This window comes from Blastococcus sp. SYSU DS0616 (assembly GCF_054051015.1).
Map to the genome: position 1 here is coordinate 1 of NZ_JBJHAJ010000033.1, position 16,688 is coordinate 16,688.

At 75.0% G+C, this 16,688-nt stretch carries 16 protein-coding genes; 6 read left to right on the forward strand and 10 right to left on the reverse strand.

The genetic code is table 11. From position 1 onward, the window contains the following. Window positions 1–188: 188 nt before the first annotated feature. Both ACI79K_RS18665 and ACI79K_RS18670 read right to left on the reverse strand, forming a co-directional pair. Window positions 189–1,418 carry an SPFH domain-containing protein gene (locus ACI79K_RS18665; protein ID WP_456590488.1) on the reverse strand — a complete coding sequence of 410 codons (1,230 nt, stop codon included), beginning with the start codon at window positions 1,416–1,418 and terminating at the stop codon, window positions 189–191. Between the two features lie 77 nt (window positions 1,419–1,495). After that, window positions 1,496–1,930, reverse strand: coding sequence for an NfeD family protein (locus ACI79K_RS18670; RefSeq protein WP_456590489.1), 435 nt, complete (start codon window positions 1,928–1,930; stop codon window positions 1,496–1,498). A 73-nt stretch (window positions 1,931–2,003) separates the two neighbouring features. Here ACI79K_RS18670 and ACI79K_RS18675 point away from each other — a divergent pair, with 73 nt between their 5' ends. Then, the gene (locus ACI79K_RS18675) at window positions 2,004–2,738 is read left to right on the forward strand and encodes a hypothetical protein (protein ID WP_456600449.1); all 735 of its coding nucleotides are present in this window, start codon (window positions 2,004–2,006) and stop codon (window positions 2,736–2,738) included. A gap of 256 nt (window positions 2,739–2,994) precedes the next feature. On the opposite strand, the gene ACI79K_RS18680 is transcribed toward ACI79K_RS18675, so the two are convergent. The 3 genes from ACI79K_RS18680 to fabG are packed head-to-tail and all read right to left on the reverse strand — an operon-like array spanning window position 2,995 to window position 5,637. Then, entirely contained in the window at window positions 2,995–4,143 is a 1,149-nt protein-coding gene (locus ACI79K_RS18680) for a ferrochelatase (protein WP_456600450.1), read from the reverse strand. A 37-nt stretch (window positions 4,144–4,180) separates the two neighbouring features. Then, window positions 4,181–4,951, reverse strand: coding sequence for an enoyl-ACP reductase FabI (gene fabI / locus ACI79K_RS18685; protein WP_456600451.1), 771 nt, complete (start codon window positions 4,949–4,951; stop codon window positions 4,181–4,183). Next, a complete protein-coding gene (gene fabG / locus ACI79K_RS18690; RefSeq protein ID WP_456590493.1) occupies window positions 4,951–5,637 on the reverse strand; it encodes a 3-oxoacyl-ACP reductase FabG in 687 nt (228 codons plus the stop codon). Before fabG ends, fabI begins: the two co-directional genes overlap by 1 nt. A gap of 154 nt (window positions 5,638–5,791) precedes the next feature. On the opposite strand from fabG, the gene ACI79K_RS18695 reads away from it, so the two are divergent. After that, window positions 5,792–6,004 carry a zinc-ribbon domain-containing protein gene (locus ACI79K_RS18695; protein WP_456590494.1) on the forward strand — a complete coding sequence of 71 codons (213 nt, stop codon included), beginning with the start codon at window positions 5,792–5,794 and terminating at the stop codon, window positions 6,002–6,004. Here ACI79K_RS18695 and ACI79K_RS18700 read toward each other — a convergent pair whose 3' ends face one another. Further along, window positions 6,005–6,778 carry an IclR family transcriptional regulator gene (locus ACI79K_RS18700; RefSeq protein ID WP_456600452.1) on the reverse strand — a complete coding sequence of 258 codons (774 nt, stop codon included), beginning with the start codon at window positions 6,776–6,778 and terminating at the stop codon, window positions 6,005–6,007. It lies immediately after the preceding gene. A gap of 82 nt (window positions 6,779–6,860) precedes the next feature. On the opposite strand from ACI79K_RS18700, the gene ACI79K_RS18705 reads away from it, so the two are divergent. Both ACI79K_RS18705 and ACI79K_RS18710 read left to right on the forward strand, forming a co-directional pair. Continuing rightward, window positions 6,861–8,783, forward strand: a complete 1,923-nt coding sequence (locus ACI79K_RS18705; RefSeq protein ID WP_456600453.1) for an FAD-binding monooxygenase — start codon at window positions 6,861–6,863, stop codon at window positions 8,781–8,783. Window positions 8,784–8,951: 168 nt separating this feature from the next. Continuing rightward, entirely contained in the window at window positions 8,952–10,574 is a 1,623-nt protein-coding gene (locus ACI79K_RS18710; RefSeq protein WP_456600454.1) for a phospholipase D family protein, read from the forward strand. A gap of 64 nt (window positions 10,575–10,638) precedes the next feature. On the opposite strand, the gene ACI79K_RS18715 is transcribed toward ACI79K_RS18710, so the two are convergent. Next, window positions 10,639–11,079: a DoxX family protein gene (locus ACI79K_RS18715; RefSeq protein ID WP_456600455.1), complete on the reverse strand. Its 441-nt coding sequence runs from the start codon at window positions 11,077–11,079 to the stop codon at window positions 10,639–10,641. A gap of 78 nt (window positions 11,080–11,157) precedes the next feature. On the opposite strand from ACI79K_RS18715, the gene ACI79K_RS18720 reads away from it, so the two are divergent. Continuing rightward, entirely contained in the window at window positions 11,158–11,949 is a 792-nt protein-coding gene (locus ACI79K_RS18720) for a crotonase/enoyl-CoA hydratase family protein (RefSeq protein ID WP_456600456.1), read from the forward strand. A gap of 18 nt (window positions 11,950–11,967) precedes the next feature. On the opposite strand, the gene ACI79K_RS18725 is transcribed toward ACI79K_RS18720, so the two are convergent. Next, a complete protein-coding gene (locus ACI79K_RS18725; protein WP_456600457.1) occupies window positions 11,968–12,879 on the reverse strand; it encodes a diacylglycerol/lipid kinase family protein in 912 nt (303 codons plus the stop codon). A gap of 87 nt (window positions 12,880–12,966) precedes the next feature. Here ACI79K_RS18725 and ACI79K_RS18730 point away from each other — a divergent pair, with 87 nt between their 5' ends. Then, complete coding sequence (locus tag ACI79K_RS18730; protein ID WP_456600458.1) at window positions 12,967–13,176, forward strand: PF20097 family protein; 210 nt, start codon at window positions 12,967–12,969, stop codon at window positions 13,174–13,176. Here the strand turns inward: ACI79K_RS18730 and ACI79K_RS18735 are convergent. After that, window positions 13,173–14,408 (reverse strand): 3-deoxy-7-phosphoheptulonate synthase, encoded by a 1,236-nt coding sequence (locus ACI79K_RS18735; protein WP_456600459.1) that lies wholly within the window; start codon window positions 14,406–14,408, stop codon window positions 13,173–13,175. The two genes, ACI79K_RS18730 and ACI79K_RS18735, sit on opposite strands and share 4 nt — an antisense overlap. Next, window positions 14,405–16,543, reverse strand: coding sequence for a DEAD/DEAH box helicase (locus ACI79K_RS18740; RefSeq protein ID WP_456590501.1), 2,139 nt, complete (start codon window positions 16,541–16,543; stop codon window positions 14,405–14,407). The genes ACI79K_RS18735 and ACI79K_RS18740 overlap by 4 nt, the downstream gene beginning before the upstream one ends. Window positions 16,544–16,688 lie beyond the last annotated feature (145 nt).

Consider the following 16,688-nt stretch of genomic DNA (forward strand, 5'->3'; position numbering starts at 1 on the left):
CCCCCCCCCCCCCCCCCCCCCCCCCCCCCCCCCCCCCCCCCCCCCCCCCCCCCCCCCCCCCCCCCCCCCCCCCCCCCCCCCCCCCCCCCCCCCCCCCCCCCCCCCCCCCCCCCCCCCCCCCCCCGCGGCCCCGTCCAGGGACCCGCCGCGAGCTCGCGAGGGGTGGGGAGGACGGGGTCCTTCTCCTGCTACTGCTGCGAGCCGTACGGCGGGTCGGCGTCCGGCGGGTCGATCTCCGCCGGACGGTTGCGCGGGTCCGCCGCGGGACCGGACTCCCGCACGTCCTGCTTCACCTGCGACAGCGGCGGCGGTGTCGGCACCGCCGGGGCGCTGTCGGTGATCGACGACAGCTCGATCTTGGCCTCCGGCTGGTCGGCTGCCCGCGGCAGCTGCGACTCGAACCAGCTGCTGGTGTCCAGGCCGCCGTCCTTCGGGCCGCCGCCGCCGTCGCCGGACGGCTCGACGTCCATCCACGACTTCCCGCCCTCGGCGCCGCCCAGGCTGGCCAGCCCCTCGAGCGCCTTGCTGAACTCGCTGGGCACGATCCACATCTTGTTGGCGTCGCCCTGGGCGATCTGCGGCAGCGTCTGCAGGTACTGGTAGGCCAGCAGCCCCTGGTCGGGCTTGCCGTCGTGGATGGCCTGGAACACCGTCTCGATCGACTTCGCCTGCCCCTGCGCCTGCAGGTAGAGCGCGGCGCGCTCACCCTCGGCGCGCAGGATCCGGCTCTGCCGCTCGGCCTCCGCCTCGAGGATCGCCGACTGCTTCTTGCCCTCCGCGGAGAGGATCGCCGCGGCCTTCTCACCCTCGGCGGTCGTGATCGCCGACTGACGGGCACCCTCGGCGGTCAGGATGATGGCGCGCTTGTCGCGGTCGGCGCGCATCTGCTTCTCCATCGAGTCCTGGATGGACGGCGGCGGGTCGATCGCCTTGATCTCCACGCGCGCCACGCGCAGCCCCCACGGCCCGGTCGTGCCGTCGAGGACCGAGCGCAGCTGGCTGTTGATGCCGTCGCGGCCGGTCAGGGCGCCCTCGAGGTTGAGGCCACCGACGACGTTGCGCAGCGTGGTCGTGGTCAGCTGCTCCATGCCGGTGATGTAGTTGGCGATGCCGTAGACGGCCAGTCGCGGATCAGTCACCTGGAAGTAGACGACGGTGTCGATGCCGACCTGCAGGTTGTCGGCGGTGATGACCGGCTGCGGCGGGAACGAGATGACCTGCTCGCGCAGGTCGATGGTGGCCCGCACGCGGTCGATGAACGGCACGAGGATCGACAGGCCCGGCGACAGGGTCCGGCTGTACCGGCCCAGTCGCTCGACGACCTTGGCCTGCGCCTGGGGGACGATCGTCACGCTCTTGGCGATCACGATGATCACGAGCACGGCGATGACGATCAGTGCGATGAGTGCCGCATCCACGGCGAGCTCCCTTCGTCGGGGGTCACCGTTGATCCTGCCCTGCCGGGTCCCCCGGGTCAGCACCTTGGGGACAGGCGTCACTCCAGCGCGTCGCCGACGACCGCCGTCGCACCGTCCACCTGCAGGATGCGCACCGTCTCACCGACGCCGAAGGACTCCGCGCTGTGCTGGCTGCGCGCACTCCACTCGTCGGCCCCGAGCCGGATCCGGCCACCGGAGGCGTCCACGGGCTCGGAGACCTCCGCCGTCTTGCCGATGAGCGTGTCGACGCCGTCGAGCTGGAGCGGGGTGCGATCGGTCAGCTGCCTCTTCGCCAAGGGGCGCACCGCCACCAGGAGCACCCCCGACACGATGATGAAGGTGGCGAGCTGCAACCACAGCGCGCCACCCAGCAGCGCGACGGTCATGCCACCGAGTGCGCCACCGGCGAGCATGAGCAGCACCAGGTCGAGGGTGAGCATCTCGCCGACGGCCAGCGCCCCTGCACCGATCAACCACAGCAACCACGCCATGCACCAAGTCTGGCAGAGCCGCGGCCCCGGGAGGCCGCGCGGCGGCCCGGCCGCGCCCACGTAGCCTCGACCGGTGCACGACTACCCCGCCGGCCGGCTCGCGGTCTGGACGACCGCCTGGCTGGGCGGGCGCGCCTCCTACGACGAGACGCTGGAGGCGCTGACCGGCGAGCACGCCCACCTCGTGGCCGGCATGCCCGGGAGCGCCGGGACGGTGCCGCTCGGCGAGGCGCTGACCGCGCTGCGCGGCCTGGGCGAGCAGCGGCTGCGGCTGGTGCTGCCGGTACCCGGCGACGTGCGCGGGCTGCCTGCGGTGCCGGGCCTGGCCGCCGCGGCGCTGGAGGCGGGGCAGGCCGCCGTCGGGACCCGGCTGGTCCTGGTCCCGCGGACCGGCCCGGAGGTCGTCACCTGGACGGCGTTCCCGCTCGACGGTGCGGCGCCCCCGCCGCCGCCTGCGGAGGGCAGGCTGCGCGCGGTCTCCGGGGCGCTCGACCTCGCCGTCACCGACGCCGCCCGGACGCTGGCGGACCTGGACCTGGCACGCTGGCACCCCGAGGTCCCCGCGCTGCTGGCCGACCTGGCACGCCCCAAGCCGGCCCCCGGCCTGCCGTTCGACCACGACCCGCTGGCGCTGTCGGTGCTCGGGCGGGCGCAGCGGCTGGCGGCCGTGCTCGACCTCGCGGCCACCGACGCACCCGGGGCAGCGGTCAACCAGGCCCAGATCGCCGCCCGCGACGCCGCCCTGCGTCCGCTCTCCGACGCGGTGCGCGAGGCGGTCACCGCCGCGTACAACGACGTCCCCCGATGACACCGCGGCCACGTGCCGTGCCCTGCACCGTGCAGCCGTTGCATCGGGGGTAGGGACGACCCCGCCACGCTCTGGGGGTGTTCCGCGCGCCCTGCGGGTCCTGCAGGGCCCCGGAGCGGGAGCACGGCCCCCGGAGCGGGTCAGCCGGCGGCGGGACGGCTCGGCGTGGGCGCACCCTCGCCGCGCTCTGGGGTGTTCCGCACGCCCTGCGGGTCCCGCAGGGCCCCCGGAGCGGGAGCACGACCCCCAGAGCGGGTCAGCCGGCGGCGGGACGGCTCGGGCGCGGCGGGACGAAACAGCAGGACGCCGGGCAGTTGGTGCCCAGGCGCGGCTCGCCCCCGGCGCGTCGCTCCTCGAGCAGCCCGCGCAGCGAGGTCACGAACGCCGGGTGCGTCCCCGCCGTCGCCGCGCGGGCGAAGGCGAGGCCCAGCCGCTCGGCGGTCTCCTTCGCCTCGTTGTCGAGGTCCCAGATCACCTCGAGGTGGTCGCTGACGAAGCCGACCGGGAAGAGGACGACGGCAGTCTCCCCCGCCCCCGCCAGCCCCTCCAGGTGGTCGTTGACGTCCGGCTCCAGCCACGGCACCGACGGCGGGCCGCTGCGGCTCTGCCACACCAGGTCGAACGGCCGGCCCGGGGCGGCGAGGTCGACGACCTGCTGCGCGGCGGCCATCAGCTCCGCCTCGTAGGCGTGCCCCTCCGGTCCGGCGACGGCGGCCATCGTGTCCGGGATGCTGTGCGCGGTCGCCACGAGGCGGGCGGAGGCGCGCAGCTCCTCGGGGAGCTCGGCCAGCGCCGCGGCGAGCGCGTCGGCGTTGGCCCGCACGAAGCCGTCGGCGTCGAAGTAGTGCGGGAGCTTCTCCGCGGTCGGGCCGCCCGGGGCGGCGGCGTCGCCGGTCAGCGCGGCGCGGGCGCGGGCGATGTCCTCGTGGTACTGCCGGCAGCCGGAGAAGGAGGCGTAGGCCGACGTCGCCAGCACGTAGGCGTGCTGGATGCCGTCGTCGGTCATCTGCTGCCAGACGTCCTCGACGTAGGGCGCCCAGTTGCGGTTGCCCCAGTAGACCGGCAGGTCGATCCCCGCCGAGCGGAGCTCCGCCTCCAGCGCCGCGAGCAGCGCCTTGTTCTGGTCGTTGATCGGGCTCACGCCGCCGAAGTGGTGGTAGTGCTCGGCGACCTCCGCCAGCCGCTCGCGCGGGATGCCCCGCCCGCGGGTGACGTTCTCGAGGAAGGGCATGACGTCGTCGTGGCCCTCCGGGCCGCCGAACGACAGGAGCAGCAGCGCCTCCCGCCGGCCGGGCGGGGCAGGCTCGGCCGACGGCGCGACGCCGCCGTTGTTGCGGACGGCGAGCGCGGGGTCCTCGTCGGGTCGCTGGCCGGCAGGGGTGATGTCGACGATTGCGCGGGGCACGTGGGTTCTTCCTGTTGCGGGGCGTCGCCGGATGCACTCACACGCCGACGGCGTGGAAGCCCCCGTCGACGTGGACGATCTCGCCGGTGGTCGCGGGGAACCAGTCCGACAGCAGGGCGACGACGCCCTTCCCGGCGGGCTCGGTGTCGGTGACCGACCAGCCCAACGGCGCGCGGCCCTCCCAGGCCTCCTCGAACTGCTTGCTGCCGGGGATGGACTTCATCGCCATGCTGCGCAGCGGGCCGGCGGCGACGATGTTGGACCGCACGCCCTCCGGGCCGAGTTCGCGGGCCACGTAGCGGCTGACCGACTCCAGCGCCGCCTTCGCCGCGCCCATCCAGCCGTAGACCGGCCAGGCGACGGTCGCGTCGAACGTCAGCCCGACCACCGAGGACGGGTTGGCCAGCAGCGGCCGGCAGGCCTGGGTCAGCGAGGCGTAGGACCAGCTCGACACCTGGAACGCGGTGGCGGCGTGCTCCCAGGCGACCTCGGGGAAGCCCTCGCCCATCGCCTCCTGCGGCGCGAAGCCGATGGAGTGCACCACGCCGTCGAGGCGGTCGAAGCCCTGCTCGCGCAGCCGGTCGGCCAGCGTGGCCAGGTGCTCGGTGTTCGTCACGTCGAGCTCGACGACGGCGGCCTCCTGCGGCAGCCGCTTGGCGATCCGCTGGCACAGCGACAGGGCGCGGCCGAAGTTCGACAGGACGACGGTGGCGCCCTGCTCCTGCGCGATGCGGGCCGTGGCGAAGGCGATCGACGCCTCGGTCAGCACCCCGGTGATCAGGATCTTCTTGCCGTCCAGGATGCCCATCAGTGCCCCATTCCGAGTCCGCCGTCGACCGGGACGACCGCCCCGGTGATGTAAGCCGCCGCGTCCGACGCCAGGAAGCGCACGACGCCGGCGACCTCGTCGGCGTCGGCGTACCGGCCCAGCGGCACCTGGCCCAGGATCTCCTGCTGCCGGGCCTCGGGCAGCTCCGCGGTCATGTCCGTGGTCACGAACCCGGGTGCCACCACGTTCGCGGTGATGTTCCGGCTGCCGAGCTCGCGCGCGATCGACCGGGCCAGGCCCACCAGCCCGGCCTTGCTCGCCGCGTAGTTCGTCTGTCCGGCCGAGCCGAGCAGCCCGACCACCGAGGACACGAACACCATCCGGCCGGCCCGGGCGCGCACCATCTTCGGGGTCGCGCGCTTGGCGACCCGGTAGGCGGCGGTGAGGTTCGCGTCGACGACGTCGGCGAAGTCCTCTTCCTTCATCCGCATGAGCAGGCCGTCGCGGGTGATGCCGGCGTTGCTCACCAGCACCTCGACCGGCCCCTGGTGCTCCTCGACCTCGCCGAAGGCGCGGTCGACGTCCTCGGCGCTGGTGACGTCGCACCGGACGCCGAACAGCCCGTCGGGGGCGCCGCTGCCGCGGTGCGTCACCGCGACCGAGTCGCCCTGCTCGGCGAACGACCGGGCGATGGCCAGCCCGATCCCCCGGTTACCGCCGGTCACCAGTACCGACCTGCCCACGTGCCACTCCCCTGCGCCGACGACCCGGTGTTCCGGTCCGAACCTAGCCCTTGGGCGCAGGTCACACCGCCTACCGGCCGGTAGGGGCCGCGGGGGACGACGCGCGCGCGTCGCAGCGATCGTCCACGCTGACGGGATGTTCTTCCTCTTCGGCTTCGGGACCAAGCAGCGGGACGCGGGCCCGGGGGCGACCCGCACCTGTCCCCGGTGCGGCAACACCGCGCGGTGGACCCGGGTCCGGCAGTTCCGGCAGCTCACGGTCTTCTTCGTGCCCGTCCTGCGGTGGCGACGCCGGCAGCTCGAGGTGTGCCCGGTCTGCGGGGCCGCGGTGGACGCCCGGGCCGGGTGATCAGCGCCGGCCGCCGGCCGTTCCGCCGTCGGACCGGCCCGCGTCCAGGGCGCGCGCGACCGCCCCCGCCGCCTCGGCCAGGTGGCCGACCCACTCCGGCAGCCGGTCGCGGGAGTACCGCGCGGAGGGTGCGGCCAGGGAGAGCCCCGCACCGTCGAGCCCGCCCGCCGCCGGGACGGCGACCCCGACCGCCGTCAGCCCCGCCTCGGTCGCCTGGTCGTTGAGGGCGAAGCCCCGACGCCGGACCGTGCGCAGCTCCCGCTCCAGCCGGGCGGCCGCGGGCTCGTCCAGGCCGGCGAGGACGTCGGCCCGGCGCTCGGCGCCGAGAGCGGCGAGCACCGCCTTGCCGCCCGAGGTGAGGTGGGCGGGCAGCGCCCGCCCGGTGCGGTCGCCGACGCGCAGCACCTGGTGGCTCTCCACCGTCGCCACGAACCGGACCTCCCGACCGGCCAGCAGCATGACGTTGGCCGTCTCCCCCACCGCGTCGACGAGCCGCCGCAGGTGCGGCAGGGCGGCGTCCCGCAGGAGGGCGACCGACGCCGGGGGCGCCGTGGCCGGACGCAGGGCCGATCCGGGCCCGTACCGGCGATCGGGCAGCTGCTCGGCGAAGTCCCGGTAGACGAGCATCCCGAGCAGCCGGTGGGCCGTGGACGCGGAGACGCCCAGCCGACCGGCGACGTCGGTCACCCGCATGGGGCCCTCCTGCTGCAGAAGGCTGGCCAGCAGGAGAGCGGAGTCCACCGAGCCGATCGCGTACGCGGGCTTGTTCTTCACCGCAGAAAACTCTATTCCCCTCCGCGGGAAGTGGGGCAGCGTCGCGGGTGCCAGCACACGTACGGATGTCAGGGGACGAGACGTGCAGTTCTACCTCGACGGCTACCGGCCCGGCGACCCGCTGGTCGAGGAGCCGCACCCGTCGGTCGCCGACCGGCCGGAGGGGCTGCCCACCGAGGCGGACGTCGTCATCGTCGGCACCGGCCCGGCCGGGCTCGTGCTCGCCGCGCAGCTGGCCGCCTTCCCCGACATCCGCACCGTCGTGGTCGACCGGCGGGACGGGCCCCTGCAGGTGGGCCAGGCCGACGGAGTGGCCTGCCGCACGGTCGAGATGTTCGAGGCCTTCGGCCTGGCCGACCAGCTCGTCGCGGAGGCCTACTGGGTCAACGAGGTGGCCTTCTGGCGGCCCGACCCGGCCGACCGCACCCGCATCGCGCGGACCGGTCGCGTCCAGGACGTCGAGGACGGGCTCTCGGAGTTCCCGCACGTCATCGTCAACCAGGCGCGGATGCAGGCCTGGCTCCGCGAGCACATGGCCCGCTCGGCCAGCCGGCTGGCGCCCTCCTACGGGCTGCACGCCACCGGCGTCGACGTCGACACCAGCGGCACCTCGGACCACCCGGTCACCCTCACCCTGCAGCACCTCCGGGGCGGGCGGGCGACGGGCGAGGTCTCGACGGTCCGGGCGCGGTACGTCGTCGGCTGCGACGGCGCGCGCAGCAGCATCCGCACGGCGATCGGCCGCGAGCTGGTCGGCGATGCGATGAACCAGTCGTGGGGTGTCATGGACGTCCTCGCCGTCACCGACTTCCCCGACATCCGGCTGAAGGCGGCGATCCACTCGGCCAACCAGGGCAACCTGCTGATCATCCCGCGCGAGGGCGGCTACCTGGTCCGGCTCTACATCGAGCTCGACGCCGTCGCCGACCGCGAGCTCCGCGACCGGCGCGCCGTCACGCCGGAGAAGCTCGCCGCGGTGGCCAACCGGATCCTGCACCCGTACTCCATCGAGGTGAAGGGCGTCGGCTGGTGGTCGGTCTACGACATCGGCCAGCGGCTCTGCGACAGGTTCGACGACGTGCCGGCGGAGGAGACCGCGACGCGCCTGCCGCACGTCTTCATCGCCGGCGACGCCTGCCACACGCACAGCGCCAAGGCGGGCCAGGGCATGAACGTCTCCATGGCCGATGCCTGGAACCTCGGCTGGAAGCTGGCCGCGGTGCTGCGCGGCACCGCCCGCCCGGAGCTGCTGCACACCTACTCCGCGGAGCGGCAGGCGATCGCCCAGGAGCTCATCGACTTCGACCGCGAGTTCGCCCGCATGTTCAGCGCGCCCCCGAAAGAGGACGAGAGCGACCACGGCGTCGACCCCGAGGAGTTCCAGCGCTACTTCGTGCAGCAGGGCCGGTTCACCGCCGGCGTCGCCACGCGCTACGCGCCGTCGATGATCACCGGGAGCGCCGAGCACCAGTCGCTCGCCTTGGGCTACCCCGTCGGCATGCGCTTCCACTCCGCCCCGGTGATCCGGGTCGCCGACGCGAAGCCCGTGCAGCTGGGGCACGTGGCCCGGGCCGACGGCGCCTGGCGGCTCTACGTCTTCGCCGACTCCGCCGAGCCCACCGACCCCGGGTCGCGGGCCCGGGCGTTGCTGGAACACCTGGGGTCGGCGAACTCACCCCTGGCCCGGTACACCCCCGACGGCGCCGAGCCCGACTCGGTGATCGACGTCCGCGCGATCTTCCAGCAGGAGCACCGCGAGCTGGCCGTCGACCGGTTGCCGGCGGTGCTGCTGCCGCGGAAGGGCCGCCTCGGGCTGGTCGACTACGAGAAGGCCTTCTCCCCCGACCACGCCGCCGGGAACGTCTTCGCGATGCGGGGCATCGACCGGGAGCGCGGCTGCATGGTCCTCGCGCGACCCGACCAGCACGTGGCGGCGGTGCTGCCCCTGGACGCGGGGGACGAGCTGGCCGACTTCCTCGCCGGAGTGCTGGTCGAGGCACGGTAGCGGCCCGGCGCGAGCCCCGGCATCGGTGAGCGCACCTGCGCCGCGTCCCCCCACCCCCGCACGGCGGCACCCGGTGTGCCCGCCCGGGAACAGGGGTAGGCGCGTTGCCGGCCAGGGCCGTCCCCGGACGGCCGCCACGACCAGGCACCGAGGAGTGATCCGCCCGCCATGCCGTTCTGGCCGCGCCGGCGTCGGGAGCCACCCTGGGTGCGCCGGTTGGGCGGCGGGCACCCGTGGCTGCTCACCGCCGAGCAACGCGGGAACTCCGCGACAACGCTGCCGGCGTGGCGGGAGGGCAACGCGGTGGACGCGGTCGTCGACGGGCGCCCCTATCTCCGGCAGCTGCGCGCGGTGCTGGACGCCGCCGGCGCGGAGGACCTCGTCCTGCTGGCGAGTTGGCGCGCCGAGCCGGAGGAGCTGCTCGACGACGACGGTCCGCCGTTCGCCGCGGCACTGGTCGGCGCCGCCCGCCGCGGTGCTGACGTCCGGTTGCTGCTGTGGCGGTCGCACGCGACGGCGCTCGGCTTCACCCTCGGCCCCCACCGGGAGCTGGCGCGAGCGGTGCACGCGGCGGGGGGTGAGGCGGTGCTGGACGCGCGGGTGCGACCCCTGGGGTCGCACCACCAGAAGCTCGTCACGGTCACCGGCGCGACGGGTGAGGTCGCGTTCCTCGGTGGCATCGATCCGGCCCGGACCCGCCGGGACGGGCCGGCGCACACCGGCGACCCGCAGCGGCAGCGGTTCAACGCCGCGTACGGCCCGACCCCGGCGTGGCACGACGTCCAGCTGCGGCTGACCGGGCCCGCGGTGCACGACCTGGCGACCGTGTTCCGGGAACGGTGGGCCGACCCGGCACCGCCGGTCCGCTGGCCCTGGCAGCGCGTGACCGACCGGTTGCTCGGGGCGGCCCGCCCGGTCCACCCCGTCCCGCCGCCGTCACCTCCACCGGCGCCGAGCGGCACCTGCACGGTGCAGCTGCTGCGCACGTACCCCCGCCGCCGCCCTGCGCATCCCTTCGCCCCGGAAGGCGAGCGCAGCATCGCCCACGGCTACGCGAAGGCGCTCGCCCGCGCCCGTCGGCTGGTGTACGTCGAGGACCAGTACCTCTGGTCCAGCGAGGTCGCGCGGATCTTCGCGGCCGCGTTGCGCCGGTCCCCGGAGCTGCGGTTGATCGCCGTCGTCCCCCGGCACGTCGACGGCGAGGGGCGCCTCGACCGGCCGGCCACCCTGCGCGGCCGCAACGCGGCCTGGCGCACCGTGCTGGCCGCCGGGGGCGAGCGGGTGCAGTTGTTCGACCTGGAGAACGAGGCCGGCTTCCCCGTCTACGTGCACGCCAAGGTGTGCATCGTCGACGACGTGTGGGCCGCCGTGGGCAGCGCGAACCTCAACCGGCGCTCCTGGACCCACGACTCCGAGCTCACCGCTGCCGTGCTCGACGAGTCGCGCGACGGTCGGGAGCCGGTCGACCCCGGTGGCCTGGGCGACGGCGCACGGACCTTCGCCCGCCGGCTGCGGCTCGACCTGATGCGCGAGCACCTGGACCGGGCCGAGGGCGACGACGCCGACCTCCTGCACGCCGACGACGCGGTGGCGGCGATGCGTCGATCCGCGGCGGCGCTCGACGCCTGGCACGACAGCGGCCGCCGCGGACCGCGACCGACCGGCCGGCTGCGTGCCCACCCCCGGCGCAACGGGCCGCTGTGGAAGCGCTGGCTCATCACACCGGTCTACGACGCTGTCTACGACCCCGACGGGCGCCCCTGGACGATGCGACTGCGGCGGGAGCTCTGACCCGACCCACCCGAGGCCGGGCGCCCTGTCCCCGAGGTGGGCGTCGGCGAGTTCCGGTCCTGGCTCACCGAGTCGTGGGTGGACCTGCTCGTCGGCTGAGTCGATCCCGCCTCCGGCCGCGCCGCAGCCAGCCGCCGCCGTACAGCGCCCACAGCACGAGCAGCGGCTGGAAGAACAGCCGGGCGAGGCGCTTGCGGTCGGTGTCCAGTCCGAAGGCGTCGGTGCCCTCGAGGTACTGCGCGACGTTCCCGGGGAAGATCACCACGAAGAACACCGCCAGCAGCCCCCCGACCAGCCGCCGCTTCCGCGGCAACGCGAGGAAGGACGCACCGAGCGCGATCTCGGCGACGCCCGAGCCCAGCACCGTCAGGTCCTCGTCGACGGGGAACCAGCCGGGCACCTGGGCCTGGAACTCCTGCCGCTGGGTGGTCAGGTGCAGCACCCCGGCGCCCACCATCGTCGCGCCGAGCAGCAGCCGGGCAGCGGTACGGGGCAAGGAGGTCATGGCGCAGCGTAGGCAGGGGCGTCGACCCACCCACCGCGCTCGTTGACACGCCGGTCCGGCCGCCCGTAGACAGCGGAGGTGGACAACGACGTGTCGCGCCGGGTGGCGCTCGAGGTGGCCGACGGCGTGGCGACGGTGCGGCTGGACCGGCCGGAGAAGCTGAACGCGCTGGACCCCGCGATGTTCGAGGCGCTCGTCGCCGTCGGGACCGGGCTGATGGAGCGGGACGATGTCGGCGCGGTGGTGCTCACCGGGGCCGGCCGGGCCTTCTGCGCCGGCCTGGATTTCGGTTCCTTCGCCGCGATGGCCGAGGGCGGCGAGCGCGTCGTCGTCGCCCGGGAGCCGCTGGGCGCGGCGGGTGCGCTGGCCCAGCAGGCCGTGCACGTGTGGTCGCTGGTGCCCGCCCCGGTGATCGCGGCGGTCCAGGGCGTCGCGTTCGGCGGCGGCCTGCAGATCGCCCTCGGTGCCGACATCCGGCTGGTCGCGCCCGACGCGCAGCTGTCGCTGATGGAGATCCTGTGGGGCATCGTGCCGGACATGTGCGGCACCCAGCTGCTGCCCGAGCTGGTCGGCCGCGACGTCGCCAAGGAGCTCGCGCTGACCGGGCGGAAGGTGTCGGGTGCCGAGGCGGTCCGCCTCGGGCTGGCCACCCGCGAGGCCGCCGACCCGCTGGCCGCCGCGCTCGAGCTGGCCAGCGAGATCGCCGGGCACAGCCGCAGCGCCACCCGGGCGGTCAAGCGGCTGGTCGACCTCGCCGGGCGGGTGCCGCTCGCCGAGGGGCTGGCCGCCGAGCAGGCCGAGATCGGCGCCCTCATCGGCTCGCCGGAGCAGGCCGCGGTCGTCCGCCGCCGGCTCGGGAACCGCGCCTGAGCAGCCGCTCCCGACCCGCTACCGCGGGACGAGGACCGACCAGGCGGCGGGCTGCACCCGCCACGTGCGGGCGACGGCGATCTCGTCGAGCTCCCCGTCGGCGTCGACGGCGACGGTGCTCCCGGACAGGCGCACCTCCCGGGCGCGCGCCACCAGCACGTCGTCCCGCTCGACGTGACCGCCGGTGGTCAACGCCGTCCCGAAGGCCACCCGCGCCACCGGTCCGGTGGCGACGCTCACGACGACGTCGGCCTCCCCGTCGTCGGGCCGCGCGTCCGGCGCCAGCGGGGTGCCGCCCCCGATGGTCGAGCCGTTGCAGATCCCGACCATCAGCACGCCCAGCCGGCCGTCGGCGGCCCACTCGCCGGTCGCGGCCACCTCCCCGTCGATCTCGACGCACAGCTCCCACCCGGCGCCGGACACCCCGGCGATCGCGGCGCCCAGCGGGTAGGCCGCCGCGCCGAGCCGCCTCTTGAGCCGGTGGGCCTCGGCGGCCGCCTCGGCGCCCACCCCGGCGTGCACGGCGTTCACGACGATCCCGCCCGCGTCGTCGCGCAGGAGGTCCAGCCGGCGGGGCCGGCCGGCCAGCACCGCGGCCGCGCCCTCGGCCGGGTCCAGCGGCAGCCCCAGGCTGCGGGCCAGGTCGTTGCCCGTGCCGCAGGCGATGATGCCGACGGGGTCCTCGGGCGTCAGCCGGCCCACCCGGTCGAGGGCGGCCACCACCGCGTGCACGGACCCGTCCCCGCCCAGCGCGACCACCCGGCGGCCGGTGTCGTCGCGCAACACCTCGTCCAGCTCCGCGGCGTCACCGGTGGCGGCGACGGCGACGTCGGCGCCGGTGCGCAGCTCTGCCACCGCCGCCTCGACCGCCTCGTCGTGCGCGGTACCGGCCGCCCGGTTCACCACCAGGAGCAGTGCGTCGTCGGGCACGGGGCCTCCTCGCTCGACTCGTCGGGACGGGGACGCCCCCTGTGGCAGCATGACGGTCGCCGACCGTAGCGCTGCCGAGGAGCCGCCGTGCCACTGCCCGCCACCTGCCCCCGCTGCAGCAGCGAGCTCGAGCGGGGACACATCGCCGGCCAGTCGATCTACCTCAACTGGATCCCCGAGGGCGAGTCGGTCGGGGTCACCGCCCTCGGCAAGGAGCACCTGGCCACCGGCTCCCTGCTCCGGGCTCCCCAGCTCCCCGCGGCGCGCTGCCCCTCCTGCGGGCTGGGGGTCTTCTAGCGGGCAGCGCCCCGCCGGGCCCGGGCCGCCTCGGCCAGCTCGGCCAGCATCAGCTCGGTCGTCGGCAGGTCGACGCAGGCGTCGGTGACGCTGCAGCCGTACTCCAGCCGCTCCGGGTGCCGCTGGTCCAGGTCCTGCCGGCCGGCGACCAGATTGCTCTCCACCATCACGCCGCGGATGGCCTGCTCCCCGCCGGCGATCTGGCCGGCCAGGTCGCGCACCACCTCGATCTGGCGCAGGTGGTTCTTCTGGCTGTTGCCGTGCGAGGCGTCGACGACGACGACCTCCGGCAGCCCGCGCGCGGCCAGCCGGCGCTTGGTGTCGGCGATGTGCGCGGCGGAGTAGTTGGGGCCGTCCTTGGCGCCGCGCAGGATGACGTGGCCGGTGTCGTTGCCCGTCGTCGACAGCTGGGCGGAGACGCCGTGGGCGTCCACGCCCAGGAACTCGTGCGGCGCGCGCGCCGTCACCATCGCCTGGATCGCGGAGTCGACGCTGCCCTCGGGCGAGTTCTTGAACCCGACGACCGAGGAGAAGCCGGACACCCGCTCCCGGGCGGTCTGGTCGGTGACGTTGCGCGCCCCGACGCCGTTGTAGGTGACCAGCCCGTTGACGTACTGCGGCGTCAGCGCGTTCAGCGGTTCGGCGGCCACCGGCACACCCGCCGCCGTGATGCGGCGCATGAGCATCCGGGTGGCGACGAGTCCGACGCTGATCCGGCTCGACCCGTCCAGGAACGGGTCGTAGGCGAAGCCCTTCCAGTCGACCTCGGTGCGCGGCTTCTCGGTGTAGGTCCGCATGAGGATCTCGAGGTCCGCACCGTGCCGTTCGCGCATGCGCGCGATGAAGGCGGCGTACTCGAGGGCGGCCTCGGGGTCGTGGATCGAGCACGGCCCGGCGATGACGGCGAGGCGGTCGTCGGCACCGGTGAGGACGCCGGCCACCGCCCGGCGGGCCGCCCGCGTCGTGGCGGCCGAGTCAGGCGGTACCGGCACGGCGGCGGCGACCGCGGCCGGGGTGACGACGACGCTCAGGCCGGTGATCCGCGCGTTGACCAGGTCCGACAGGTCGGCGGCGTCGTCCGGTGCGACGCCGACCTGCCGCTGGACGACGGGCAGCAGCTCGGCCAGCTCGGCGTCGATCCGCCGGTTGACGCGGGTCTGCACCTCGAGCAGCAGCTCGGCCACCCGCGTCGCCGCGGCCAGCATCGGTTCCGCGGTCTGCTGGTCGGTCATCGGTTCTCCAGGGCGTCGGTGAGCAGCGCGACGAGCGCCTCCAGCTGGACATCCGCCGAGGCCTGCATCTCCTCGTCGGAGCCGTCCAGGGCCCGCGCGGCCAGCCCGGCCTTGCTGTCGATGAGCTCGGCGATCCGGGCGTCGAGGGTCTGCGCGGCGATGATCCGCCACGCGGTGACCGGCTCGGTCTGCCCGATGCGGTGGCTGCGGTCGATGGCCTGGGTCTGCTCGGCGTCGGTCCAGGACAGCTCGGCGAGCACGAGGTCCGACGCGACCTGCAGGTTCAGCCCCACCCCGGCCGAGGTCAGCGAGCAGACGGCGACGGCGACGTCCGGGTCGTTGACGAACGCGTCGATGTTGCGTTGCCGCACCGAGGGCGTCTGGTCACCGCGGATCGAGGAGTACCGCAGGCCGATGCCCTCGAAGGTCTCCTCGGCCACGTCCATCACGTCGACGTGCTTGGCGAAGAAGACCACCTTGCCGGCGCTGCGGGCCAGCTGCGCGGCGTAGTCGGCGGCGAGCCCGGCCTTCGCCTGGCCGATGCGGCGCATCATCCCGAAGACGTTCTCGCCGGTGGTCTTCGTGCTGGTGTCCTTGAGCTCCCAGCCGGCGACCTTGCGCACCAGTTCGCGGTCGATGCCCTCGACCTCGGTGGCCGACTCGCGCGCGGCCAGGGCGCTCTCGTAGCGCTTCACCAGCCGTCGGGCGAGCTCCCGCTCGGCCGCCCGGATGGACCGGCCGGCCTTGTCGTCGAGCTCGACGGGGAGGTCGGCGATGCGGCGGGCGGGGATGTCGGCGGCCACGTCCACCTTGCGACGGCGCACGATGCCCTGGTCGATCACGCACTGGCGGGCCGCTGGGTAGAAGCCCGGGTCGGCCGGGGTCAGGCCGGTCTCCTCGAGGCACTCCATCAGCCGCCCGAGCGGCTTCTCGTCGTCGATCCAGCCGAGGAACTGCCAGATCGCCCGGAAGTCGTCGATGTCGTTGATCAGCGGGGTCCCGGTGAGGGCCATCAGCAGCGGCCGCCCGGCGCGGGTCCGGATCCGCTCGGAGAGCTCGAGCACGTGCTGGGAGCGCTGCGAGGTCTTGTTCTTGATGAAGTGCGCCTCGTCGACGACCATCCCGCCGAAGCCGAAGCCGCCCAGCCAGCCCACGTGCCGGTCGAGCACCTCGTAGTTGACGATCACGATGTCGGCGAAGCCGTCGGCGTTCTCGCCGTTGCCCTGGATCACGGTGGCCCGGCGCTGGGGCACCCAGCGGGCGGCCTCCCGGGCCCAGTTGGTCTTGACGACGTTGGGGACGACGACGAGCAGCGGGAACGCCTGCGCCGCCTCGGCCGCCAGCAGCGACTGCGCCGTCTTGCCCAGGCCGGGCTCGTCGGCGAGCAGGAAGGTGCGGTGGCCGTTCGCCGCCGCCGCGACCAGCTGCCCCTGGTGCGGCATGAGCTCCAGCCCCGCCGGGGTGAACTGGGAGCTCGGGAACGGCAGCGGCATGCACGCCGGGGCGCCGCCGCCGGCGCGCTCGAAGGAGTTGAACAGGGGCTCGAGGAGCTCCCAGCCGGCCAGCCGGCGCGGGCGGACGGTGCTCTGCCGGGCTGCCTCGAAGTCGGGGGCGAGGAACGGGTTGGCCAGCTGCCGCGAGATGACCGACTGCGGCACCACCTGGCGCTCGGCGGCGGCGGAGGTGGCGGCGGCCACGGGGGCGGCCGGGGCCGGCGTCGGGTCCTCCTCCACCGGCACCTCGACGCCGGCTGCGGCGAGCAGCTCCCGCCGGTGCGACCGCGCCGCCTCCGAGGCGACGGCGTCGTCGGAGAGCAGCGCCAGCAGGCCGGAGTTCCGCACCGCGGTGGTGGCCAGGATCGTCGCGATGCCGTCCAGGCGCTTGAGCTGTTCGGCCCGGCGGGCCTCGCCGGTGTCCTGGTCAGCCTGCACCCGGGCGCGCTCCTCGCGCAGCACCAGGGCGATCGCCTGGAACTCCGCGCGCACGGAGGGGGTCACGCGGTCGCGCTTGACCGCCGCTTCGACGTCCCGGACGGCGCGGGCCAGCACGGCGACGACGTCACCGTCGCGCACGCGCCGCTGGGTGCGCGGGGCGCCGCGCCGGGCGCTCGTCGAGCGCCGTCCTGGTCGAGCCACGAACTCCTCCTCTGCACTGCCCGGCACGGTCGCCGCGGCAGGACGTGCACGCGGCCCCGCGGGCGGACGGTGCAACCGCACCGGCACCGCCCAGTACCGCGCGGACCCGGACCCGCTGGTGCACCGGGCACCGACGCGGGGGCCA